We start from the raw sequence: 20,090 nt of genomic DNA on the forward strand, positions 1-20,090 counted from the left end.
CGTGCTATTACAACAGATGGCATTCGATGTGAGCAATAAAGCTGTTGCTCTACGGCAAAATAGCACAGACACCGTTTACTTCTCTTCTGTCCAGGAAATGCCATTCCATGGATGGCCGGCCAGCCATCCGGGACGTTCTCCGGAAATCCGGAAGACGTCGAGAACGAACCACCACATCATTCAGGGGGAACGCAATGCCCAAGCTCAAGGGTGTTATCACGGGAGTCGCCATCAGCACGGCACTGGCCGGCGGCCTGGTCGGCATGAGCGCGTTGACCGCCACGGCGAGCGCCGGCGTCGACAGGGACGTGCCCGCCTTCCGTGCCGGGGACCACTGCAGGGGCGACAACCACCACCGGCACTTCAACCGGCGCGGCATCAACGTCACCGTCCAGAACCGCAACTGCACCAACAACGTCAACCTGAACGACGAAGAGAGAAGCGTAAAAGAGAAGATCGGCTGAGGCTTCCGCCCGACCTCGGCCCGGTTGGTCCGACCATCCGGGCACGCGCCGCCGAGGCATATGAATGAGCGCCCGTATTCACCGGTGATCGCTGGACGACCTCCGGTGAATACGGGCACTCGTCTCGGTCCCGTACGCGACCTCGTTCTCCATTCGGACTGCCATTCACAAGAAGGCTCGCCAGGCTTGCCCGGGGAGCCTTTTACTGTGCCTGGATTTCCAATGTAATGAAAATTCTATTACGGAGCAAAGCCGGACATCCTCTGGTTTGTCGGCCATCGGGGCAGGAAATATACACGATGCGGATGACATATAGCAGTTATTCGCAACAGTTCCCGGTAATCCGGAAACATCAGAACGGGGCAACCGATCCTTTTAGGGGGAAAAGCAATGCCCAAGCTCAAGACTCTTCTCGCGGGTTTCGCCATCGGCTCGGCGCTGTCGGGTGGCATGGTCGCCATGGGCGCGACGACCTCGGCGGCCAACGCCGAGGCCGGCGTCGCCACCAGTTCGTCCGTCCTGGCTTCGGGCTGCGGGCACGGCAACAGCTGCGGCTGGGGCTGGGGCGGCCGCTGGCGTCACCACCACCGTCACCACCGGATCCGTCTGAGGGTGCACGTGCACAACAACAACCACACCAACAACCACAACGACAACCGTCGCGACATCGACATCAAGAAGCGTGGCCTCACCACCGCCAGCACCACGCCCGAAGTCGAAGAGTGACCAAGGATCACGCGTCAACTTGATCCCGTGTCTAACATCCAAGGGTCATAGGGTTGCATCTGCGATGAACTCCTAGCACCTGGATAAGTGCCCGTATTCGATGGACCGCCGCTCCTCACCGAGCAGCGAACTTCATCCATCGAATACGGGCATTCGGCATTCCCCACGCCCGCCCCCGCCCTGCCGAGCCCCGGATCAAGGCTTGATCGTCGCCTCCGGTTCCGGCCCGTCACATCGCCGGCGGCAGTCGTCCCGAAGCCGTCGCTCACCGGCCTCCACGCCGCCGGTCGCTCGGCGAGCAGGCCCCGGCGCGCGCCTCCTCTTCCGCGGCCAGGTCAGCCTCGGCCACCACCGAACCGTCGACCTTGTGCCGCTGGGCGAGACCCGAACGTGCGCGAAGTGCCGCCACCCCACGTCGGCACCGGCCATGGCGGCCCGCAGGGCGAGAGCGAGGTCTTCCAGCATGCCGATGGTGGCGGCGCATCCGCCCGATCGACCGGCCGGGTCTCAGACCTGTACGGCGACGTGCGGCCCTGGGCCGGGTAGATGGCCCAGGGTCGGGCAGGCGGGGGCCTGTCGGGGGGCGAGGGGTCGGGCGGCGCGGGCAGAACCCGGCGGGCCGGGGAATTCCGTACTGGGTGGCGTCCGGGGGCGGACGCCGGCTTCGGAGGGCTGCCGCCGAGGCCGCTGGGGGCGTCGCGCTGGGGCTCGGGGTGGTGCTGGGGTCGTTCGGGGGGTGGGGTTGTTCGGGGGGTGGGGTCGTTCGGGGGGTGCGGTCGTTCGGGGGGTGCGGTCGTTCGGGGGGTGCGGTCGTTCGGGGGGTGCGGTCGTTCGGGGGGTGCGTGAGGCTGGGGTCGCCCTGTCATTTCGTTCTTTCGCAATGCCGAATGCCCGTATTCAAGAAGTGAATGTCGCCGTCCAGCGAAGAACGACATCACCCTTGAACACGGGCACTCATACAGGCGCTCGACCTCATCGCATTGATGAAACCCTATGGCATTCAGATATGCAACACAGGTTCAAGCTAGAGCGCGATCCCGCTCAGCGTCGGCGGACTAGTCCCAGAAATCGTCGTGCTGCTTTTCGCTTACGCGGTTGTCGTTGTGGTTGTTGTTGAGGTTGTTGTTGTGCACGTGCAGCTTGATGCGGATTCTCTGGTGGCCGTGGTGACGGTGCCGCCAGCCGCCGCCGCAGCCGCAGCGGCGGTGCCGCCAGCAGCCCGAGCCGGCGAGGACGGACGTGCCGGCCTTTACAGTGGTGGCCGCGTTGGCGCTGGTCGCGGTGGTCATCGCGCCCAGACTGACGGCTCCCCCAGTCAGCGCCGTACTGATGGCGACTCCTGCGATAACACTCTTGAGCTTGGGCATTGCGTTTCCCCCTAAAGGATCGGTTTGCCCCGTTCTCGACATTTTCCGGATTACCGGTAACTGTCCTGGATGGCCCGCTAGCTAGTCCATCCGAGAAAAGACATTTCCGGGACAGGGGGCAAATAAACAGGAACCAGCCCTTTTTGCTATACCCCAAGAATCACCTTACTTGTATTAAGCGTTTATCAAATGAAATGCTGCGATTTGTCCGATTATGTCCCGCCTGGCGATCTACTTCTTCCAGGTACGCCATCCCAAGATCACGCCGCTGCCGACCACCCAACACAAGATCACCAAAGAGGTTCGCCGCCCCTCACGATCACCGAAACGCCCGCACGGCTCGTTCAGAAGATCACCGGCACGCCGAAAGCAGCCGCCTCGCCGACAAGCTGAGACCCGACGGGGAACAGATCACCCCAAAGCCGGTACGCCCGCGTACACACAACTGACGGCGACCCCGCGTACACGCCGTCGAACAGCGGGCGCGGCGGCGGGACGGGCCGCTACGGGGAGGGGCGGCGCGGCGGTCAGGCGGACTTGCGCGTCTTGCGCTTGGGAGCCGCTTCCTTCTCCTTGGCATCCTTCGACGCCGTGGGCTTGGCCGCGGGCTTCTTGGGCTTGGCGGGCTCGCCGCCGCGCTCCCGCTTGGCCGCCTCGACGCTCGCCCGTAGCGCGGCCATGAGGTCGACGGCCGGGCCGGCCTCCTCCTCGCCCTCCGCCGGCGCGACGACCTCCTTGCCCGCGACCTTGGCCTCGATCACCTCTTGCAGCGCCTCGCGGTAGGTGTCGTGGTACTCGGTCGGGTCGAAGTCGGACTCCATCGTGGTGATCAGCGACTCGGCCATCTTGAGCTCCTGGGCGCGCACCTCGATGTCCTCGTCGAGGAACTCGAAGTCCGGCTTGCGGATCTCGTCGGGCCAGAGCATGGTCTCCAGCACGAAGACGCCGTCACGTACGCGCAGCGTGGCCAGGGACTCGCGCTGGCGCAGGGCCACCTTGACCACCGCGACCTGGCCCGAGCTCTCCAGCGCGTCGCGCAGCAGCACGTACGGCTTGGCGCCCTGGGCGTCGGGTTCGAGGTAGTACGACTTGGCGAAGTAGATGGGGTCGATCTGCTCAGCGGGGGCGAACTGCAGGACGTCGATCCTGCGTGAGGTGCTCAGCGGCAGGCCCTCGAAGTCCTCGTCGGTGAGCACCACGATCTCGCCGGTCGCCAGCTCGTAGCCCTTGGCGATGTCGGAGTAGGGGACCTCCTCGCCGTCCACCGTGCAGACCCGCTTGTAGCGGACTCTGCCGCCGTCCTCGCGGTGCACCTGATGGAAGCTGACGTCCTTCTGCTCGGTCGCCGAGTAGAGCTTGACCGGGATCGTGACCAGCCCGAAGGAGATCGCACCTTTCCAGATGCTGCGCATGGGCACTCCTCAGCGGTAGCGGGCGGGTCGCTCATGGGCACATACCCGTCATGACATAAGCAATGCCATACCCGCTCGTACCGATGCCAGCTCTATCTGCGGAACTACCGGGACATGCGGCAGCCCCTTCCACACCCCGGATCGATGGGTTAGACCTGATCTGGCCGGGGAGGTGGCCTACACGATGTGGACGGGCGAGCCCCCGTGCGTCCCTCGGAGGCAAGGAGGTGAGCCCGGCCCGATGAGCCAGGCGAAGGTTCCGGTCAAGGTCGACGGGCGTGAGCTGACCCTGAGCAACCTGGACAAGGTGCTCTATCCAGAGGTCGGATTCACCAAGGCCGAGGTCATCGACTACTACACCCGCATCGCGCCGATCCTGCTCCCGCACCTGGAAGGCAGGCCGCTGACCGTCAAGCGCTACCCGAACGGGGTCGAGGGCACCAGTTTCTTCGAGAAGAACGCCCCCGAGCACACGCCCGCGTGGGTGCGCAGGGTCCGGCTGCCCGTGCCCGGCAGTACGAAGAACCGCGAGACCATCGACTTCGCCCTCGTCGAGGACCTGCCGGCCCTGGTCTATTACGCCAATCTCGCCGCCCTGGAGCTGCACGTGCCGCAGTGGCGGGTGTCCGCCGAGGGGGAGGCGCTGCCGCCCGACACGCTGGTGTTCGACCTGGACCCCGGCCCGCCCGCCACGATCGTGGAGTGCTGCGAGGTGGCCCTCATGCTGCGCGCGGTGCTGGAGGACGACGGGCTCACCGCCAGGCCGAAGACCAGCGGCAGCAAGGGCATGCAGCTCTACACCGGCTGGGACGGCCGCGAGGAGGCCTCGGCGTACGCCAAGCGGGTGGCCCAGCGGCTCGCGAAGGAGCATCCGGAGCAGGTGCTCAGCGTCATGACCAGAAAGCTGCGGCCGGGCAAGGTCTTCATCGACTGGAGCCAGAACAACCCCGCCAAGACCACCGTGGCCCCCTACTCACTGCGGGCCAGGGCGCACCCGACGGTGTCGGCCCCGCTGCTGTGGAAGGAGGTGGAAGGCTGCGCGAATCCCGAGGATCTGGTGTTCACCACGTCGGACGTGCTGGCGCGAGCCGATGAGCACGGCGACCTTTTCACCCGGGCGTAGGCTGGACGCGTCCACACGTAGAGGGGGATCCAATGTCGGAGATGGACATACGCGGGGACGAAGGGCAGTTCGCCGAGGAGGAGGAGCTGTCCCTGGAGGCTCCGGAGGCGGACGCCGCCGAGCAGCAGCGCCTGCTCGCCGAGGACGGGGGCCATCCGCGCCGGGAGACTCCGCTCGAGGTCGACCCGGCCGACGCGGCGGAGCAGGACCGTGTGGTCGAGCTCGATGATGATGACTATCGCTGAGACGTCGACCCCCCGCACGTAGGATGACGGCACGACCCGCACGAGCCTATGGAGACCGCGTGACCGCAACCCCGGACGCCAAGCCCCGGGGCACCCGGCTGCCCCGACTCGCCCGCCGCCGGCAGCTGCTCAGCGCGGCACAGGAGGTCTTCGTCGAGAACGGCTATCACGCGGCCGCCATGGATGAGATCGCCGAGCGGGCGGGCGTCAGCAAGCCGGTGCTCTACCAGCACTTCCCCGGCAAGCTGGAGCTCTATCTGGCGCTGCTCGAACTGCACGTCGAGGACATGGTCACCCGCTGCCGCGAGGCGCTGGCCTCCACCCACGAGAACAAACTGCGCGTCCAGGCGACCTTCAGCGCGTTCTTCGACTTCGTCTCCACCCAGGGCGAGGCCTTCCGCCTGGTCTTCGAGTCCGATCTGCGCAATGTGGCGCCGGTGCGGCAGATGGTCGAGCGTTCCCTGAGCGAGTGCGCGGAGATGGTCAGCGCGGTGATCCAGGAGGACACCGGCTGCACCAGCGACGAGGCCCACCTGCTGGGAGTCGGGCTGGTCGGCATGGCCGAGGTGAGCGCCCGCTACTGGGTCACCACCCAGGGGTCCATCCCCAAGGACGCGGCCGAGCAGCTCATGGCCCGGCTGGCCTGGCGGGGCATCAGCGGTTTTCCGCGTACGGCTTAAACCCGTTCGCTGGCCGCGATCAACGGCGTGTTTCCACCGTTCGACAGCCACGATGGGATGAGCCAGCCCCGTCGAAAGGGAGCATGATGGAAATCAAGATCGGCGTGCGCTCCGTGCACCGTGAGCTCGTTGTGGAGACCGACCTGTCAGCCGACCAGGTCGAAGAGGAGATCAGGAAGGCTCTCGCGGCCGATCGGGGAGTTTTCGCCATCACCGATGTCAAGGGCAGACGCATCGTGGTGCCGGTCTCGTCACTCGGCTTCCTGGAGATCGGTGAGGACGAGACCCGTCCCGTGGGCTTCGGCGGCACCCTCTAACGCTTCCGGCCCGGCTTGGCCGCCCCTCAGCACTCCTCGTGGGGCTCGCCAAGCTGGGACTCGCCGAGCCGGCAGCCGCGGGGCCGCCGGCGGCGGAGAAGGACATTTCGCTTGGGTTCGATCGGACAGTCCGCGCTTCCTCTTCTCAGTACAGCGCGCGAAGTCCAGCGATTCGGCCCACATCTGGTCAAAGAACTGCCATAGCGGCGCGAGGCCCTCATACCTGGCACCGTACAACCGTTGCGGGCCTGCGCGCCGCCCGATGTGCGGACGGAAGTCTCACAGTCCCGGCGCGGCCATCACGATGTGCGGGCGGAAGTCCCACGGCCCCAGCGCGGCCATCACGATGTGCGGACGAACATCTCACAGTCCCAGCGCCGCCATCCGCTTGCCGTGCTCCTCGGTGAGCGCGGCGAACAGCCGGGAGATCTCCGCCTGGTCGTCGGCCACCGACCGCACCAGCAGCCTGGCCAGCTCGGGCCGGGCCGCCGCGACCCGCTGGCCCTGGCTGAGCGCCTCGCCGACGAGCCGCCGCGCCCACAGCGCCAGCCGTCCGCTCGCCACCGGATCGGCCGCCACGCCCGCTCTGACCCGCTCCACCGCGAAGTTGGCCCGCCCCTCGTCGGCCAGCACCTCGTCGACCAGCTTCGTGATCGACGGCTCCAGCCGCTTGGCCGCCTCCCGGTAGAAGTCGAGCGCGATGCCCACCCCCACGTAAGCTTTGACCAGGGCCTGCAGCCAGTCGGCCGGTCTGGTCTGGGTGTGCCAGGCGTCGAGCGCCTCGACGAAGGGCCGCATCGCCTGCTCGGGATCGACTCCCAGCTCGGTGAGCCGGTCGCGGAGCAGCCGGAAGTGGGCATACTCCGCCACGGCCAGCTCGCTCAGCGTGGTGCGGTCGGCCAGCGAGGGCGCCAGCAGCGCGGCGTCCTCGGTCATCCTCGTGAAAGCGCTGAGCTCGGCATAGGCAAGAACACCGAGCAGGTCGGCGACCCCAGGAGACTCGTTCATGCCCCGCAGCGTACTTGGCAGAATCTTCGGGAACAGATCTAAGCTCGGTCAACGTTGTGGTATCGAGTACACTGCTCTGTGAAAGTGCGACCGCACTGTGTTAATTCGGGGGAATCCCCCCCGATAACCCCCGCTCCCCGGGTGCGCGGTCGCTGATGACGCGAGAGGGCTGGCTCTACCGCGAGGACCCAGGCACGGGGATTCATTTCCGCCCGTCGGTCCCGGCAGGCCCGCCTTCATTTGAGACTGAGGCAGGCCACGCTGACGACTTTCCGAGACCTCGGAGTCACACCAGAAATCGCCGATGCCCTCGAGACCGAGGGCATCACTACACCGTTTCCGATCCAGGAGATGGCACTCCCGCTCGCCCTGAGCGGCCAGGACCTCATCGGTCAGGCCAGGACGGGCACGGGCAAGACCCTCGCGTTCGGCATCCCGATGCTGCAAGGCATCGGCAAGCCGCGCAAGAACCGCAAGAAGCCGCGCGGGCTGGTCGTCGTGCCGACCCGCGAGCTGGCCGTCCAGGTCAGCGAGGACCTGGTCACCGCCGCGGGCAAGCTCGGTTCCCGGGTACTGACCGTCTACGGCGGGCGCGCCTACGAGCCGCAGATCGAGGCGCTCAAGGCCGGGGTCGACGTCATCGTCGGCACCCCGGGCCGGCTGCTCGACCTGGTCAAGCAGAAGCACCTGGATCTGAGCCAGATCACCAGCCTGGTGCTCGACGAGGCGGACCGGATGCTCGATCTGGGCTTCCTGCCCGACATCGAGCGCATCTTCAAGCTGGTCCCGGCCGAGCGCCAGACGATGCTGTTCTCGGCGACCATGCCGGGCGAGATCGTCGGACTCTCCCGTAAATACCTCAACCGTCCCACCCGCGTGCGTACCGACGTCGAAGAAGGCGACGGTGACACCCCGCCGCAGACCCGGCAGATCGTCTGGCGGGCGCACCGGATGGACAAGATCGAGATCGTCGCCCGGCTGCTCCAGGCCGACGGCCGCGGGCTCACCATGGTCTTCTGTGAGACCAAGCGGGCCTGTGACATGGTCTCCGAGCAGCTCGACACGCGCGGCTTCGCGGTCGCGGCCGTCCACGGCGACCTCGGCCAGGGCCAGCGCGAGCAGGCTCTGCGCGCGTTCCGGCACGGCAAGATCGACGTGCTGGTGGCCACCGACGTGGCGGCCCGGGGCATCGACGTCGACGACGTCACGCACGTGGTCAACTACGACTGCCCGGCCGATGACAAGGCCTACGTGCACCGCATCGGCCGCACCGGCCGGGCCGGACGCACCGGCATCGCGGTCACGTTCGTGGAGTGGGAGGAGCTGACGCGCTGGAAGATGATCAACCAGACGCTCGGCCTCGACTTCCCCGACCCGGTGGAGACCTATTCCACCTCGCCGCACGTCTTCACCGAGCTCAGCATTCCCGAAGGCACCAAGGGCGTGCTGCCGCGCGCCAACCGCTCCCGGGCGGGCCTGTCGGCGGAGCAGGTCGAGGACCTCGGCGAGACGGGCCGGCCCCGCGTACGCAGTGGCGTGCGCGGCGGACAGCGCCGTGACGAGCGTGAGGAGCGGGAGCGTCCCGCCCGCACGCCACGCCAGCGCCGCCGCACCCGCGGCGGCAAGCCCGCCGACGAGGCCGTCCTCGTCGAGACGCCGGAGGTCGAGCTCGTGAACGGTCGCTCCCGCGATCAGGAGGAGACGCCCGCGATCATCTCAACGAACGAGGTGGAGACGGTGGCCGCCGAGCCGCGCCGCCGCACCCGCCGCACCGCTCCGGCACAGGCCGCGCCGGTCATCGACAGCGTGGAGCCCGTCGTGGCGCGCGCCCCGATGACCGAGCCGACCGCCGAACCCAAGCCCATCATGGAGGCCACCCCGGTGACCGAAACAGCGACAGAGCAGGCACCCGTGCAGGCTCCCAGCTTCCTGTCCACCCCGGAGCCCCCGGCTCCCAAGGAGCCGGAGCGGATCATCCCTGCCAGCCCGTTCTCGGTGATCTTCCAGTCACCGGACCTGGCGACGGACGACGACGACATCGCCCCGTCCGCCGCCACCGAGCGCAAGCAGCAGCGGCGCCAGCCGCGTGGCGGCGCCCCAGGTGGCCGCGACGGCGGCAACCGCCGCCGCATGGGCTGAGCAATGAACTGAGCAATGAGCTGAGCACGCTCTGAGCATGCTCCGAGCATCATCACGAAGGCGCGCACCGCACCCGCGGTGCGCGCCTTTCGCGTGTACGCCACCAGATCCGGCATTACTCATAAATGCGACAAAACGGCACCGGCGTAGTCCGTTCACCGGTGTTGACGTGCTGGGCTCTGGGTATTGTTGCCCCACGTGAGTACGCCGCGATTCCTGCACCTGCCTCCTGGCGTTGCACCACGAATGATCGAAACCCCCCAGGGCATGTTCGCGGCCCTTGAGGCGTCGCCCGTGAGCGGCGTGGTGGAGCGCTGGCCCGCGCTCCTGGTGCCCGGCCTGACCGGAAGCAAGGAAGACTTCATCGCGGTCCTGCAGACCCTGGCCCAGTCGGGCCGCCGCGTGGTGGCCGTCGACCTGCGCGGCCAGTACGAGACACCGGGCCCCGACGATCCCGCGGCCTACACCTGCGCGGCGCTCGGCGCCGACATCGACCTGCTGGCCCAGGAGATCGGTGACGGCGAGCCGTTGCACCTGGTGGGCCACTCCTTCGGCGGGCTGGTCGCGCGCGAGGCGGTCATCGACGGGCGCACCAAGTTCGCCTCGTTCACGCTGCTGGGCTCCGGCCCCGCCGCCATCGCGGGCAAGCGCGCGGAGCACGCGAGAAAGATGATCCGCGACATCCCCGAGCTGGGGCTCGACCACGTCTGGCATGCCGGCTTCGAGCCGGAGGCGCTGGCCAACGGGGTGCCCGACGACATCATCGCGTTCCTGCGCAAGCGCCTGCTGGCCAACTCCCCCACGGCCCTGCGGTACATGGCCGAGCAGGTCGTCACCATGCACGACCGCACCGACGAACTGCGCCAGGTCGAGCTCCCCACCCTGGTCCTGTACGGCGAGCACGACGACGGCTGGTCGGCCGAGACGCAGTCGGAGATGGCCGGCTACCTCGACGCGGAGTGCGTGGTGGTGCCGGGCGCCGCGCACTCCCCCTCGGTGGAGGCCCCGGAGACGACGGCGGCGGCCCTCATCAGATTCTGGAACACCGCCGAAAGCCACTTCACCGACATCAGACCCACCCCCCTGTAACCACGGATCACTCGGCGAGGGCGTCCCAGGGGCGGCGGTCGGGGGCGGCGGCCTGGCCTTCGGGGCAGTGGCGGCGGAAGTCGCACCAGCCGCAGAGCGGGCCGGGATTGGGCGCGAGGAGAGCGTCGAGCTCATCCGGCACCCGAGCGGGCCCCACGGAGGGCCTGTCCTCACGGGCGCCCTGAGAGCCCCCAGAGGGGCCTCTCGCGCCCTGCGCCGCCGTAGGGGCACCCGTGCCGCTCGCCGCACCGGAGCGCCCGCCAGGGGCTCCTGAGGGGCGTCGGGTCCTGGCCGCCGGGGGACCCATGATCTCGCGGTAGCGTTCGTCGGCGGTGGAGGCCTCCAGGGCGATCTCCTCCGCGCGCCTCAGATGGCGGCCGAGGGACTCCTCCGTGTGGCGCCATTCGACGATCTCACCGGTGGGCAGGTGGTGCAGCTCGACGGCGCGGGCGGGGGTGCGCATCATCCGGGTCGCCGCGACCGCGTAGATCGCCAGCGCGAGCGAGGAGCGCGCGTCGTCCTGCGTCAGCGGCCGCCGCCCGGTCTTGTAGTCGACCACCACCAGCTCGTCCCCGCGCCGGTCGAGGCGGTCGATACGGCCGGAGACCGCGATGACGCTGGTGCGGGTGGCGACGGTGCGCTCGACGCCGACGGGATCATCCGCCGGATCTAAAGTCGCGACATATCCGGACACGAGGTCGCGGGCGCGGCCCAGCCACTCGGCCGACTGCTGGGCGTCCCTGAACCCCTCGGCGATCCACCCGTTGGTGACCAGGATGGCCGCCGTCAGCGGGGTGCGACGCTCGTACGGCTCCCGCCACCAGGCCGCCAGCGCGTTGTGCACGCTCGACCCGACGCTGGTGTGCGCCCAGGCGGGCCCTTTGGACGGCTGGGGCCGGTCCAGATAGCTGAACCGGTAGCGGCGCCTGCAGTCGAGCCAGGCGTTCAACCGCGACGGCGTGCACGAGTAGAGCCGCCGCGGCATCCCTTCCAGCGGGAGCTGGTCCTGCACCCTATTCGTCGCCCCCGTTGAGCTTGATGCCGGAGATCTTGGTGCCGTCGGAGAGCGGGCCCTCCGGGGCGGGCTCGGGCTCGGTACGGGTCAGCGACCCCGAGATCCAGTCGTCGAAGTGCGGCTCCAGATCGCCGACCGTCACCTCGTCACCGTGTGCGGCCAGCACGCGCGTCTCCGCGGGCAGCGTGAACAGCCGCCCGCCGATCGCGGTGAGCTGGTCGGCCAGGCGCGGATATTCGCCGCCGAGCTTGCCCGGACCGTCGGCCTGCAGCGTCTCGCCGGAGAAGACAGCCCCGAGCCCTTCGCAGTAGAGGGAGACCCCGCCGGGCGTGACGCCGGGCGTCTCCATGACGTCGAGCTGGACGTCGGCGACACCGAAGATGCCGTCGTCCTCCATGTCGATGTCGGGCCACGTCTCCGACCAGGTCTCCCGCCAGAGCGGCTTGTCCTTGGGATGGAGAGCGATCACCGCCTCGTCCCTGCTGGCCACCTCGATGGCCGCGCCGACGTGGTCGGGCAGGCCGTGCGTGCAGATCACGGCGAGCACCTCGCGCTCGCCGACCTGCTCAAGGATCTTGTCGGCGTCACGCGCCGGGTCGATGACGATCACCTCATCGTCGTCGCCGATGATCCAGGTGTTGTTCTCGACCTTGTATTCGACGTCGTCGATGTCGACGACGCCCTCGGTCACCACTCGCTCGATACGCGCTGTCACGCCTCCGAACTCTAGTCCGTCTGGGTGAATGAGCGAATCACGTTCGCGACATGCCGCCGAGCGATCTGCGGCTAGTCCTCCAGCCTCGGCGAGAACGCCCCGAAGGGCACGTCGAGGTCGTGGTCGCGCAGGTCGAGCAGGCTCAGCTCGCCGAGCCCGATGAGGCAGCCGGCCTCCATCGGCCAGGCGATGGTCCACAGCCAGTTGCCGAGCGCCTCACCGGCGTAGACGGCCCGGTCGGGCGCCCCGCCCACGCACCACAGCGGCGTCGGGTGGCCGAGCACCTCGATCTTGGCGTTGGGCGGGCCGGAGTCGAATCCCCCGCCGGGGTCGGGCCCGTCCAGCCCGGCGAACGCGGCGCCGAGCCCCACGCCCGGCTCCTCGGCGATGACCAGCAGGTCGGCGGGGCCCTGCAGGAGCGCCGGCCCGGACAGGGCGACCACGCTGGCCCGGCCTCCCCGGTGCTCGTCGCCCACCTCCCCGAAGCCGGTCACCAGCCAGCCGGCGGGCAGCGGCCAGGGCAGCCACACGGGGAGCAGGGAGTTCTTGCGCATCGCCTCCACCCCCGCCTGGGACGGTGGCCAGGGTGGCTGGTAGGGCAGGACGTCACCGTGCGTGTCGCATCGCCATGCGTTCGACGCGCTGGGCCCGTGAAGCGGGCCAAAACACCGCGGGCAGGTCGGAGCCGCTCTCACAGCTACCCACGGTGCTTCCTCAACGCGCCACGCGTCAAGGCCGCTGCCTGTTATCTCCTCGTAATATTGGTCAGGTGCGCGTAAATTGTGTGGGAGCGATCGTCTTTGACCCCTCACGGCGACTGCTCGTCATCCGGCGCGGCCACCCGCCTGGCGAGGGGCTGTGGTCCCTGCCCGGCGGGCGGGTGGAGCCCGGCGAGACGGACGCCGCGGCCGTACGGCGCGAGGTGCTGGAGGAGACGGGCCTGCTGGTGCGGGTGGGCGCGCCGGCGGGCGCGGTGGACCGCCCCGCCCCGAACGGCGGCACGTACGTCATCCGTGACTATCTCGCCACCGTGACCGGCGGCTCGCTCGCCGCCGGGGACGACGCCGCCGACGCCCGCTGGTGCACCCACGACGAGCTGGTACGCCTTCCGCTCACGACCGGCCTGCTGGACGCCCTGACCCTCTGGAACGTCCTGCCCGCTCCATGATCCTGGTCCGGCGTCACCGAGCCCTTCACCGGCTGGCGGTGAGGGTGGACGTCCACAGGATGAGGTGGTCGTCGCTGTAGGTCGTGGAGCGCCCCAGGGCCACCACCTCCTCGCCCGCCACCGTGACCGCCGTCAGCCACTGGCTCCCCGGGCCGCCCAGCCGATCCTCGGTCAGGTCCAGGCGGCTCCACGCCGAGCCGTCCGGCGAGATCCACGCCGCGCTGTCGTCCTCGCCCGCCCTGCCGTGCCGGCCGACCGCGACGAGACCCTGCTCCGCCGCCGCCAGGTCGTAGACCTCCGCCGCCTTCTCCGCCGGCAGCCAGGCCGTCGTCCAGGTGACACCGTCGTCCTCCGAGACCGCGGAGAAGGGCCGCCGGCCGCCGGTGGACGCCTGCGCGGTGCCGATCGCGACGAGCCGGTCCTGGAAGGCCGCCACCTGCCGCAGCCCCGCCGAGGTCGCCTCCGGCGGCACCACCCGCTTGCGCGCCGTCCAGTTGACGCCGTCCTCGGAGACCCAGACCACGCCGCTCTCGTCGCCGCCCACCCCGGCGCCGCCGACCGCCACATATCCGGTGGGCGTGGCGGCCAGGTCGTGGACGCGTACGTTCGAGCCGCCCTGCGGGAGCTTCTTCGACCGGGTGAACCTGCGCAGGTCAGGGGTGAACCAGAGGGCGGCGGAGACCGTACCGGACAGGGCTCTGTCCTCGCCCGCCAGCACATAGCCCTGCGGTCCTGCGGCGAGCACCCGCGCGTCCAGGTACGGGTCGTCACCGGGGCGCGCGAGGTCGCCGGAGATCCCCACCTTCTTCCACTGGCGTCCGTCCCGGGAGGTGACCAGCAGGGGCTCGGTGACCTGCAGGCCCGTCTGCGTGCCGCCGACCGCCAGCCAGCCGCGGCGGCCGAAGGCGACGTCGTGGAGCTGCTGCAGGCCCGGGCCGCCGAGGCTGATGGACCGCCAGTCCTGCCAGTTGAGGCTGGTCCAGATGCCGGCGTCGCCCGAAGCCGAGCCGACCGCGACGTACCTGCCGTCGTGGCCGGCCACCCGGCTGGTCTCGCGGGCGACCCTGGACAGGCCCTCCACCCGGTCCAGCCGGACCCGCGACGCCTTACCGCCCGGCGGCACGGCCATGAGGACGAGCTGGTTGTCCACGTCCGCCGCCGCCTGGTCGCCGCCCGCGAACAGGGTGCCGGCCCGCGAGATCGCGAAGCCGCGCAGCGTCGCCCCCGCCAGGTCGCCGAGCTCGGCCCACTTCTTCCAGTCGCGGCCGTCCGCGCTGTTCAGCACCGCGTAGCCGCCCAGGCTCGCCTGGCTGATCGCGGCCACCCCGGACGCGTGCGGGACCAGCGACTCCACCCCCGGGCTGGTCCTGCCCAGCCCGCCGATCGTGCCGCACTGCGACCACTCGGCGCCGGTCGGCGAGCAGTAGACGCGTACGTCGCCCGCGATCGTCCGCTGCCGCGTCGGCACCAGCACGAACCTCTTCGGCGTCACCGCCAGCGACCCGAGCCTCGGCTGCGCCTCGGGCAGCTGGAAGCCGGTCGCCTGCCAGCTGCGCCCGCCGTCGGCCGAGCGAACGACCCGCGAGCCGTCGCCCTGTCCCGGCTGGGCCAGCGCCACCACGGTGTCGCCCTTGGCGACCACCGCCTTCAGCTCTCCCACGCCTGTCCCGCGCGTCTCCGCCCGCTCCCAGGCACGCCCGTCCGCCGACCACCACGCGGCCGTCCCGGCGCCGCCGTCCCGCAGCGCCGCGCGGCCGACCGCGACGAACCCCGAGGCCGTCCTGGCGATGTCGTTGATCAGGTCTCCGTCGCGGAAGGCGGCCAGGCCGCTCGGCTCCACGGCCTGCCAGGTCAGCCCGTCGGCGCTGGTCCACATGCCGCGCTCGGTCAGCCCGTCGCCGCCGCTGGCCAGCCAGCGGTCCGCGCCGCCGACGACCCGCCGTACGGTGGGCGTGGTCGAGCCGGTCACCTTGCCGAGCTGCCACTTCTTGCCGTCCGGCGAGAACAGGAACAGCGGGCGTGGCGTCGGGCTCGTGGTGTCACTGCCCACGGCCACGACGGCGCCGCCCACCGCGACCACGTCGTTGAGCTTCTGGTCGGAGCCCTGGCCGGTGGAGGCGGGGACGGTGAACAGGTCGTCGCCCGACCGCCCGGTGCCGGTGGCCAGGCTCAGCCCCGGATCGCCGGCGCCGGCCCACTGCCACACGAGCACCCCGCTCGCCAGCAGCACCGCCAGCGCCACGGCCAGCACGACGGGGGCGGGGACGCCGCGCCGCCGCCGCATCGGGCCGGCCCGCCTGAGTGCGGCCGGCGCCGGTCCCCGGTGGTGCCTGCCGCTGGACTGCCGCTCCGGCCCGGACGCGACCAGCAGGTCCGGCCTCGTGGGCCGGCCACCGGGCGGCCGCCCCACCCTCCGCACGAACTCCTCGTCGCCGTCCGCCTCCTCGCCCTCGTCCTGCCGTACGAAGTCCTCGTCACCGTCCGGGAAGTCGTCACCCGCCCCGGACCGCACGGACTCCTCGCCGACATGCGCGAGCCCCGCGTCGGAGGAGCGTCCGAACTCTTCGTCGGCGTGCTCGGGTCTCGCGTCTGAGGCGCGCCCGAACTCTTCGCCTGCGTGCTCGGACCTCGCGTCGGACGACCGCCCGAACTCCTCCTCACCGTACGGAGATCGTGCCTCGGCGGGCGCTGGGCCCGTGCCGGGGGCTGGGGGGCGGTGGGCCATGCGGTAGGGGGCTGTTCTGGGGTCGCGGCGGGTGGGCTGCTCGCGGCCTTCCGGGGGCGTTTCGGCCGGTGGGGGGACGAGGCGGGGCGGGCCGCTGGCCACGAGTTTGTCGGGGCGGTCGACCATACGACGGGGGCGTGACTCGACCTCGGGCTCGGCGGTCGGGGAGCTGTACGGGCGGCGGCCCTTGGGCGGCTCCTGGGGGTCCTCGGGGGTGGGCGCGGCGAACGGCGGCATGCCCCAGGGCGAGCTCAGCGGCGGCGCGCCGGCTCTTTCGTCCGTGGGACCTGGCGGGGTATGCCGGATCCTGGGCTCATCGCGGGGATGCCGATCCGGGGCGCGTCCGTCGTCAGCACGCGGATCGTCGTCACCCGGCGGTAGCCGTGGCGGTTCACTGGCGCCGGAGGCCACGCGCCGTACCTCCTAGTCGAACTCGTCGAGTTGGTGGAACCCGGGAATACTTTTACCCCGGCCGCCCGAGATGATCACCTCCGATCTTCGCGTACGCGCACACCGTCCAGAGCAGCATGCCGAAGCCGGAATGGCGAGAGCTCTCTAGCGAGATTCCCGGCACCCCTCGGACTTTCATCCGGAAATAGTGCTGATTGACCGCTTTCTTGTGAGGTAAAGCACCCCGATGACGAACACCCCGAGCTGTACCACCGTCCCCACCAGCGACTGCCACGGCACTGGCACCTTGTCCTGCTGAAGAGCGTCCTCAAGGTTCCCGGCCGCCGCGCTCAGCCCGAACGCCACCACGTTGTTGACCACGTGCAACGCGATCGGCGCCTCCAGCCCGCCGGTGCGCACCGCCAGGAACCCCATCGCCGCCCCGAACGCGAACACGTCGACCAGCCCCGCCCACGAATACCCGTGCAACGACGCGAAGAGCGCCGAGCTGATCAGGATGCTCCACAGCGGATTGCTCAACCGGGTCCCGAACGCCTGCAGGAACCACCCCCGGAAGATGTACTCCTCCGTGGCCGCCTGGAACGGCACCAGCAGCACGATGACGATGAGCGCCGGCAGGAACCGCTCCCACCCGGTCCAGCCGAACATGCCCTCCACCGTCTCCCCGGTGGTCGCCAGCGCGCCGAACTGGGCCAGCTGCCCCAGGACGAGCGACAGCACGGCCACACCCGAGCAGCGCAGCAGCCACGACCAGCGCAGCCGGCCGGCCACCGAGGACAGCGTCCCGGGCCGGCGTCGCTGCACCAGCGCGACCGTACCGAAGACCAGCGGGAGCACGGCCGCGAGCGACAGCAGCAACACCACCAGCGCGAACACCGGGTCGCTGGAGATCTGCTCCGGATTCACCGGCGTCGGGATCCCCAGGATCTCCGCCATGATGGCGCCCCCGACGATCACCACCGTCCCGACGGCGAAGAAGTTCACCGCGATCAGGATCGTGCCGACGAACTGCCGCCACAGCCCGCTCGCGGGAGTCCTGGCCAGGTGGTCGTAACGGGCCCCTCGCGGCGTCGGAAGAAACCAGGACGGCCGTGGCGGATGAGGCGACATGTATGGATAGGGGGGCTGCGTGCCGAACGGCGGATGAGACCCGGGATTTTCCTGCATCTGTATATTCTGTCCGGCTGGTGCGCAATAGTTCACAGACGCTCCGACAATTCCGGCGGATGCTCGGGTGGTAAGCATTTCGACCCTGGGAGAAGTCCATGTCAAGGCTGGGACCTATCGTCACCCTGACGGCGGGCGCCGTGCTCGCCGTGGGGCTGGGTGTCGCCAGCATCACCGCGACACCGGCGGCGGACACCACCGTCGCCACAGCCGACGAAACGGCGACCGAAGCACCCGAAGAAACCCCTGAGAACACCGAAACCGAGAACCCAGAAACGGCGGCGGCCGCGCCGAGCGCGTCGCCCACCGAGACACCCACCTTCGAGGAGACGACGCCCCCCGCGCCGAAGAAGGGCGACTACGCGGGCCGCGTCAGGGACAACGGCGGCCTCATCGCCATCTCCGTGCGCAACGGCAAGGCCGTCGGCTACTTCTGCGACGGCAAGACCGAAGCCTGGTTCAAGGGCGACGCGGGCAGCAGCGAACTGGCGCTCAAAGGCTTCGGCGGCGCCAAGGTCACGGCCGAGCTCGGTGGTGGCAAGGCCACCGGCCAGGTCGCGGTCGGCGGCAAGAAGTGGCGCTTCACCGCGCCCATCGCGGTGAAGCCGTCCGGCCTGTACCGGGCCAGCGCCATAGTCAGAGGCGCCAAGGTACGCGCCGGCTGGATCGTGGTGAAGCGGGCCGACGGCGGCTTCACCCAGGTCGGCACCGCGTTCCAGGACGACAAGCAGGTGCCGATCCCCAAGCTGGACGGCGACTCGCCCACCAGCCCCGTGTCCGTCAACGGCGCGACCGTCACACCTGAGGACGTCGACGGCTTCATCGAGGAGATGGGATGACCGCCATCCAGCGACCTTCGTCGCGTGGCTCCGCATCGCTGCTGGTGCCGCTGCTCGTCGGCGGCCTGGTCATGATCGCGCTCGGCGTCTACGGGCGGGTGAACCCCCCGACCGGGTTCGCGGTCGGCGTCGCGGGCTTCTCCGCCGCGCTGCCGATGAAGGTGTGGCTGACGACGGGCGCGACCGTGCTCGCCGTGGTCCAGGTCGTGTCGGCCCTGTCCATGTGGGGCAAGCTGGGCATCGACATCCCGGCCGGCGTGCACCGCTGGTCCGGGAGGCTGGCGTTCATCCTCACCATCCCGGTCGCCTTCCACTGCCTGTACGCCCTGGGCCTGCAGTACGACGCCCCGCGCGTGATGGTCCACTCGCTGCTCGGCTGCTTCTTCTACGGGGTGTTCACCACGAAGCTCCTGTCCCTGCGCAAGCAGGACGCACCGGGCTGGACGTTCCCGGTGCTGGGCGGGCTGGCGTTCACCGCGCTGGTCGGGCTCTGGCTGACCTCGTCCTTCTGGTTCTTCACCACGATCGGCTTCAAGATCTAGCCCTCCGGGCTGAACCGTTTCGTACGGCTCAGCCCGGCGGCCCGGCCCTTGGCCGCCACGACGAGCGCCATCTTGCGCGAGGCCTCGTCGATCATCTCGTCCCCCAGCATGACCGCGCCGCGCTTCTCGACGGTGGTGTAGTGCTCGTACGCCTCGATGATGAGCTCGGCGTGGTCATAATCCTCCTGCGCCGGCGAGAACACCTCGTTGGCCGCGTCGATCTGCGACGGGTGCAGCACCCACTTGCCGTCGAAGCCGAGCGCCGCCGAGCGCCGGGCCACCCGCCGGTAGCCGTCGACGTCCTTGATCTGCAGGTAGGGCCCGTCGATGACCTGGAGGTCGTGCATCCTGGCGGCCATCAGCAGCCTCATCAGGATGTAGTGGTAGGCGTCGCCCTCCTCGTAGCCGGGCGGCTGCTCACCCACGACCAGCGTGCGCATGTTGATCGAGGCCATGAAGTCCGCCGGGCCGAACACCAGCGTCTCCAGCCGCGGCGACGAGCCGGCGATGGCGTCCACGTTCACCAGGCCGCGGGCGTTCTCGATCTGCGCCTCGATACCGATCCTGCCCACCTCGAAGCCCATGGTCTTCTCGATCTGGGTGAGCAGCGTGTCGAGCCAGACGACCTCGGTCGGGTCCTGCACCTTGGGCAGCATCAAGCAGTCGAGCCGGTCCCCCGCGCCCTCCACGATCTCGATCACATCGCGGTACGTCCACTGCGTCGTCAGGTCGTTGACCCGCACGACCCGCGTCTTGCCCGTCCAGTCGCCCTCGCGCAGGGCGGCCACGATGTTGCGCCGCGCCTCCGGCTTGGCCAGCGGCGCGACGGCGTCCTCCAGGTCGAGGAACACCTCGTCGACGGGCAGGCCCTGCGCCTTCTCGAGGAAGCGGGGGCTGCTGCCGGGGACTGCGAGAACGGACCGACGTGAGCGCATGCG

21 protein-coding genes are annotated in these 20,090 nt (G+C 69.6%); 12 read left to right on the forward strand and 9 right to left on the reverse strand.

Translation table 11 applies throughout. The features are described 5' to 3' along the window. Nucleotides 1-194 precede the first annotated feature (194 nt). From OHA68_RS05260 to OHA68_RS05270, 3 genes are all read left to right on the forward strand, one after another. The gene (locus OHA68_RS05260; protein WP_327106585.1) at nt 195-464 is read left to right on the forward strand and encodes a hypothetical protein; all 270 of its coding nucleotides are present in this window, start codon (nt 195-197) and stop codon (nt 462-464) included. Nucleotides 465-854: 390 nt separating this feature from the next. Then, entirely contained in the window at nt 855-1,190 is a 336-nt protein-coding gene (locus OHA68_RS05265) for a hypothetical protein (protein WP_327106586.1), read from the forward strand. A 399-nt stretch (nt 1,191-1,589) separates the two neighbouring features. Next, nucleotides 1,590-1,736, forward strand: a complete 147-nt coding sequence (locus tag OHA68_RS05270) for a hypothetical protein (protein ID WP_327106587.1) — start codon at nt 1,590-1,592, stop codon at nt 1,734-1,736. A 509-nt stretch (nt 1,737-2,245) separates the two neighbouring features. Here the strand turns inward: OHA68_RS05270 and OHA68_RS05275 are convergent. After that, entirely contained in the window at nt 2,246-2,557 is a 312-nt protein-coding gene (locus OHA68_RS05275; RefSeq protein ID WP_327106588.1) for a hypothetical protein, read from the reverse strand. Nucleotides 2,558-3,084: 527 nt separating this feature from the next. Next, entirely contained in the window at nt 3,085-3,969 is an 885-nt protein-coding gene (gene ku / locus OHA68_RS05280) for a non-homologous end joining protein Ku (RefSeq protein ID WP_327106589.1), read from the reverse strand. Nucleotides 3,970-4,210: 241 nt separating this feature from the next. Here ku and ligD point away from each other — a divergent pair, with 241 nt between their 5' ends. The 4 genes from ligD to OHA68_RS05300 all read left to right on the forward strand — a co-directional run bounded on the left by ligD (nt 4,211) and on the right by OHA68_RS05300 (nt 6,334). After that, complete coding sequence (gene ligD / locus OHA68_RS05285; RefSeq protein WP_189141794.1) at nt 4,211-5,092, forward strand: non-homologous end-joining DNA ligase; 882 nt, start codon at nt 4,211-4,213, stop codon at nt 5,090-5,092. Nucleotides 5,093-5,133: 41 nt separating this feature from the next. Continuing rightward, on the forward strand, nt 5,134-5,337 hold the full coding sequence (locus OHA68_RS05290; protein WP_327106590.1) for a hypothetical protein: 204 nt from the start codon (nt 5,134-5,136) through the stop codon (nt 5,335-5,337). A 59-nt stretch (nt 5,338-5,396) separates the two neighbouring features. Continuing rightward, nucleotides 5,397-6,017: a TetR/AcrR family transcriptional regulator gene (locus OHA68_RS05295; protein ID WP_189141796.1), complete on the forward strand. Its 621-nt coding sequence runs from the start codon at nt 5,397-5,399 to the stop codon at nt 6,015-6,017. A gap of 83 nt (nt 6,018-6,100) precedes the next feature. Beyond that, nucleotides 6,101-6,334 (forward strand): DUF3107 domain-containing protein, encoded by a 234-nt coding sequence (locus OHA68_RS05300; RefSeq protein WP_308112994.1) that lies wholly within the window; start codon nt 6,101-6,103, stop codon nt 6,332-6,334. Nucleotides 6,335-6,697: 363 nt separating this feature from the next. On the opposite strand, the gene OHA68_RS05305 is transcribed toward OHA68_RS05300, so the two are convergent. Then, nucleotides 6,698-7,342, reverse strand: coding sequence for a ferritin-like fold-containing protein (locus OHA68_RS05305; RefSeq protein WP_327106591.1), 645 nt, complete (start codon nt 7,340-7,342; stop codon nt 6,698-6,700). Between the two features lie 351 nt (nt 7,343-7,693). Between OHA68_RS05305 and OHA68_RS05310 the strand changes: the two genes are divergently transcribed. Beyond that, nucleotides 7,694-9,481, forward strand: coding sequence for a DEAD/DEAH box helicase (locus OHA68_RS05310; RefSeq protein ID WP_225277771.1), 1,788 nt, complete (start codon nt 7,694-7,696; stop codon nt 9,479-9,481). 198 nt (nt 9,482-9,679) lie between these two features. Next, nucleotides 9,680-10,570, forward strand: coding sequence for an alpha/beta fold hydrolase (locus OHA68_RS05315; RefSeq protein ID WP_189141798.1), 891 nt, complete (start codon nt 9,680-9,682; stop codon nt 10,568-10,570). Between the two features lie 7 nt (nt 10,571-10,577). On the opposite strand, the gene OHA68_RS05320 is transcribed toward OHA68_RS05315, so the two are convergent. The 3 genes from OHA68_RS05320 to OHA68_RS05330 form a co-directional block, all read right to left on the reverse strand. Next, complete coding sequence (locus OHA68_RS05320) at nt 10,578-11,582, reverse strand: RecB family exonuclease (protein WP_407674419.1); 1,005 nt, start codon at nt 11,580-11,582, stop codon at nt 10,578-10,580. Between the two features lies 1 nt (nt 11,583). Further along, complete coding sequence (locus tag OHA68_RS05325) at nt 11,584-12,300, reverse strand: MBL fold metallo-hydrolase (RefSeq protein WP_327106592.1); 717 nt, start codon at nt 12,298-12,300, stop codon at nt 11,584-11,586. A gap of 71 nt (nt 12,301-12,371) precedes the next feature. Beyond that, nucleotides 12,372-13,112, reverse strand: coding sequence for a DUF6758 family protein (locus OHA68_RS05330; RefSeq protein WP_327106593.1), 741 nt, complete (start codon nt 13,110-13,112; stop codon nt 12,372-12,374). Between OHA68_RS05330 and OHA68_RS05335 the strand changes: the two genes are divergently transcribed. Next, a complete protein-coding gene (locus OHA68_RS05335; RefSeq protein ID WP_327106594.1) occupies nt 13,085-13,468 on the forward strand; it encodes an NUDIX domain-containing protein in 384 nt (127 codons plus the stop codon). The two genes, OHA68_RS05330 and OHA68_RS05335, sit on opposite strands and share 28 nt — an antisense overlap. A 25-nt stretch (nt 13,469-13,493) precedes the next feature. Here OHA68_RS05335 and OHA68_RS05340 read toward each other — a convergent pair whose 3' ends face one another. Further along, complete coding sequence (locus tag OHA68_RS05340; RefSeq protein ID WP_327106595.1) at nt 13,494-16,430, reverse strand: hypothetical protein; 2,937 nt, start codon at nt 16,428-16,430, stop codon at nt 13,494-13,496. A 348-nt stretch (nt 16,431-16,778) separates the two neighbouring features. Next, complete coding sequence (locus OHA68_RS05345) at nt 16,779-17,714, reverse strand: CPBP family intramembrane glutamic endopeptidase (RefSeq protein ID WP_327106596.1); 936 nt, start codon at nt 17,712-17,714, stop codon at nt 16,779-16,781. A 155-nt stretch (nt 17,715-17,869) separates the two neighbouring features. Here OHA68_RS05345 and OHA68_RS05350 point away from each other — a divergent pair, with 155 nt between their 5' ends. Next, nucleotides 17,870-18,610 carry a hypothetical protein gene (locus tag OHA68_RS05350; protein ID WP_189141804.1) on the forward strand — a complete coding sequence of 247 codons (741 nt, stop codon included), beginning with the start codon at nt 17,870-17,872 and terminating at the stop codon, nt 18,608-18,610. Next, entirely contained in the window at nt 18,607-19,152 is a 546-nt protein-coding gene (locus tag OHA68_RS05355; protein WP_189141805.1) for a DUF6529 family protein, read from the forward strand. The genes OHA68_RS05350 and OHA68_RS05355 overlap by 4 nt, the downstream gene beginning before the upstream one ends. Here OHA68_RS05355 and OHA68_RS05360 read toward each other — a convergent pair. Then, nucleotides 19,149-20,087 (reverse strand): HpcH/HpaI aldolase/citrate lyase family protein, encoded by a 939-nt coding sequence (locus OHA68_RS05360; RefSeq protein WP_327106597.1) that lies wholly within the window; start codon nt 20,085-20,087, stop codon nt 19,149-19,151. The genes OHA68_RS05355 and OHA68_RS05360 overlap by 4 nt on opposite strands. Nucleotides 20,088-20,090: the final 3 nt, after the last annotated feature.

Origin of the sequence: Nonomuraea glycinis (genome assembly GCF_035920485.1) — a bacterium.
Classification (GTDB): Bacteria; Actinomycetota; Actinomycetes; order Streptosporangiales; family Streptosporangiaceae; genus Nonomuraea; species Nonomuraea glycinis.

Bases quoted from the DNA above. Each gene is read 5' to 3' on its own strand.
- OHA68_RS05260 (WP_327106585.1), top strand. From the start codon at position 195: ATGCCCAAGCTCAAGGGTGTTATCACGGGAGTCGCCATCAGCACGGCA.
- OHA68_RS05265 (WP_327106586.1), top strand. From the start codon at position 855: ATGCCCAAGCTCAAGACTCTTCTCGCGGGTTTCGCCATCGGCTCGGCG.
- OHA68_RS05275 (WP_327106588.1), bottom strand. From the start codon at position 2,557: ATGCCCAAGCTCAAGAGTGTTATCGCAGGAGTCGCCATCAGTACGGCG.
- ku (WP_327106589.1), bottom strand. From the start codon at position 3,969: ATGCGCAGCATCTGGAAAGGTGCGATCTCCTTCGGGCTGGTCACGATC.
- ligD (WP_189141794.1), top strand. From the start codon at position 4,211: ATGAGCCAGGCGAAGGTTCCGGTCAAGGTCGACGGGCGTGAGCTGACC.
- OHA68_RS05290 (WP_327106590.1), top strand. From the start codon at position 5,134: ATGGACATACGCGGGGACGAAGGGCAGTTCGCCGAGGAGGAGGAGCTG.
- OHA68_RS05300 (WP_308112994.1), top strand. From the start codon at position 6,101: ATGATGGAAATCAAGATCGGCGTGCGCTCCGTGCACCGTGAGCTCGTT.
- OHA68_RS05305 (WP_327106591.1), bottom strand. From the start codon at position 7,342: ATGAACGAGTCTCCTGGGGTCGCCGACCTGCTCGGTGTTCTTGCCTAT.
- OHA68_RS05310 (WP_225277771.1), top strand. From the start codon at position 7,694: ATGGCACTCCCGCTCGCCCTGAGCGGCCAGGACCTCATCGGTCAGGCC.
- OHA68_RS05340 (WP_327106595.1), bottom strand. From the start codon at position 16,430: ATGCCGCCGTTCGCCGCGCCCACCCCCGAGGACCCCCAGGAGCCGCCC.
- OHA68_RS05345 (WP_327106596.1), bottom strand. From the start codon at position 17,714: ATGTCGCCTCATCCGCCACGGCCGTCCTGGTTTCTTCCGACGCCGCGA.
- OHA68_RS05350 (WP_189141804.1), top strand. From the start codon at position 17,870: ATGTCAAGGCTGGGACCTATCGTCACCCTGACGGCGGGCGCCGTGCTC.
- OHA68_RS05355 (WP_189141805.1), top strand. From the start codon at position 18,607: ATGACCGCCATCCAGCGACCTTCGTCGCGTGGCTCCGCATCGCTGCTG.
- OHA68_RS05360 (WP_327106597.1), bottom strand. From the start codon at position 20,087: ATGCGCTCACGTCGGTCCGTTCTCGCAGTCCCCGGCAGCAGCCCCCGC.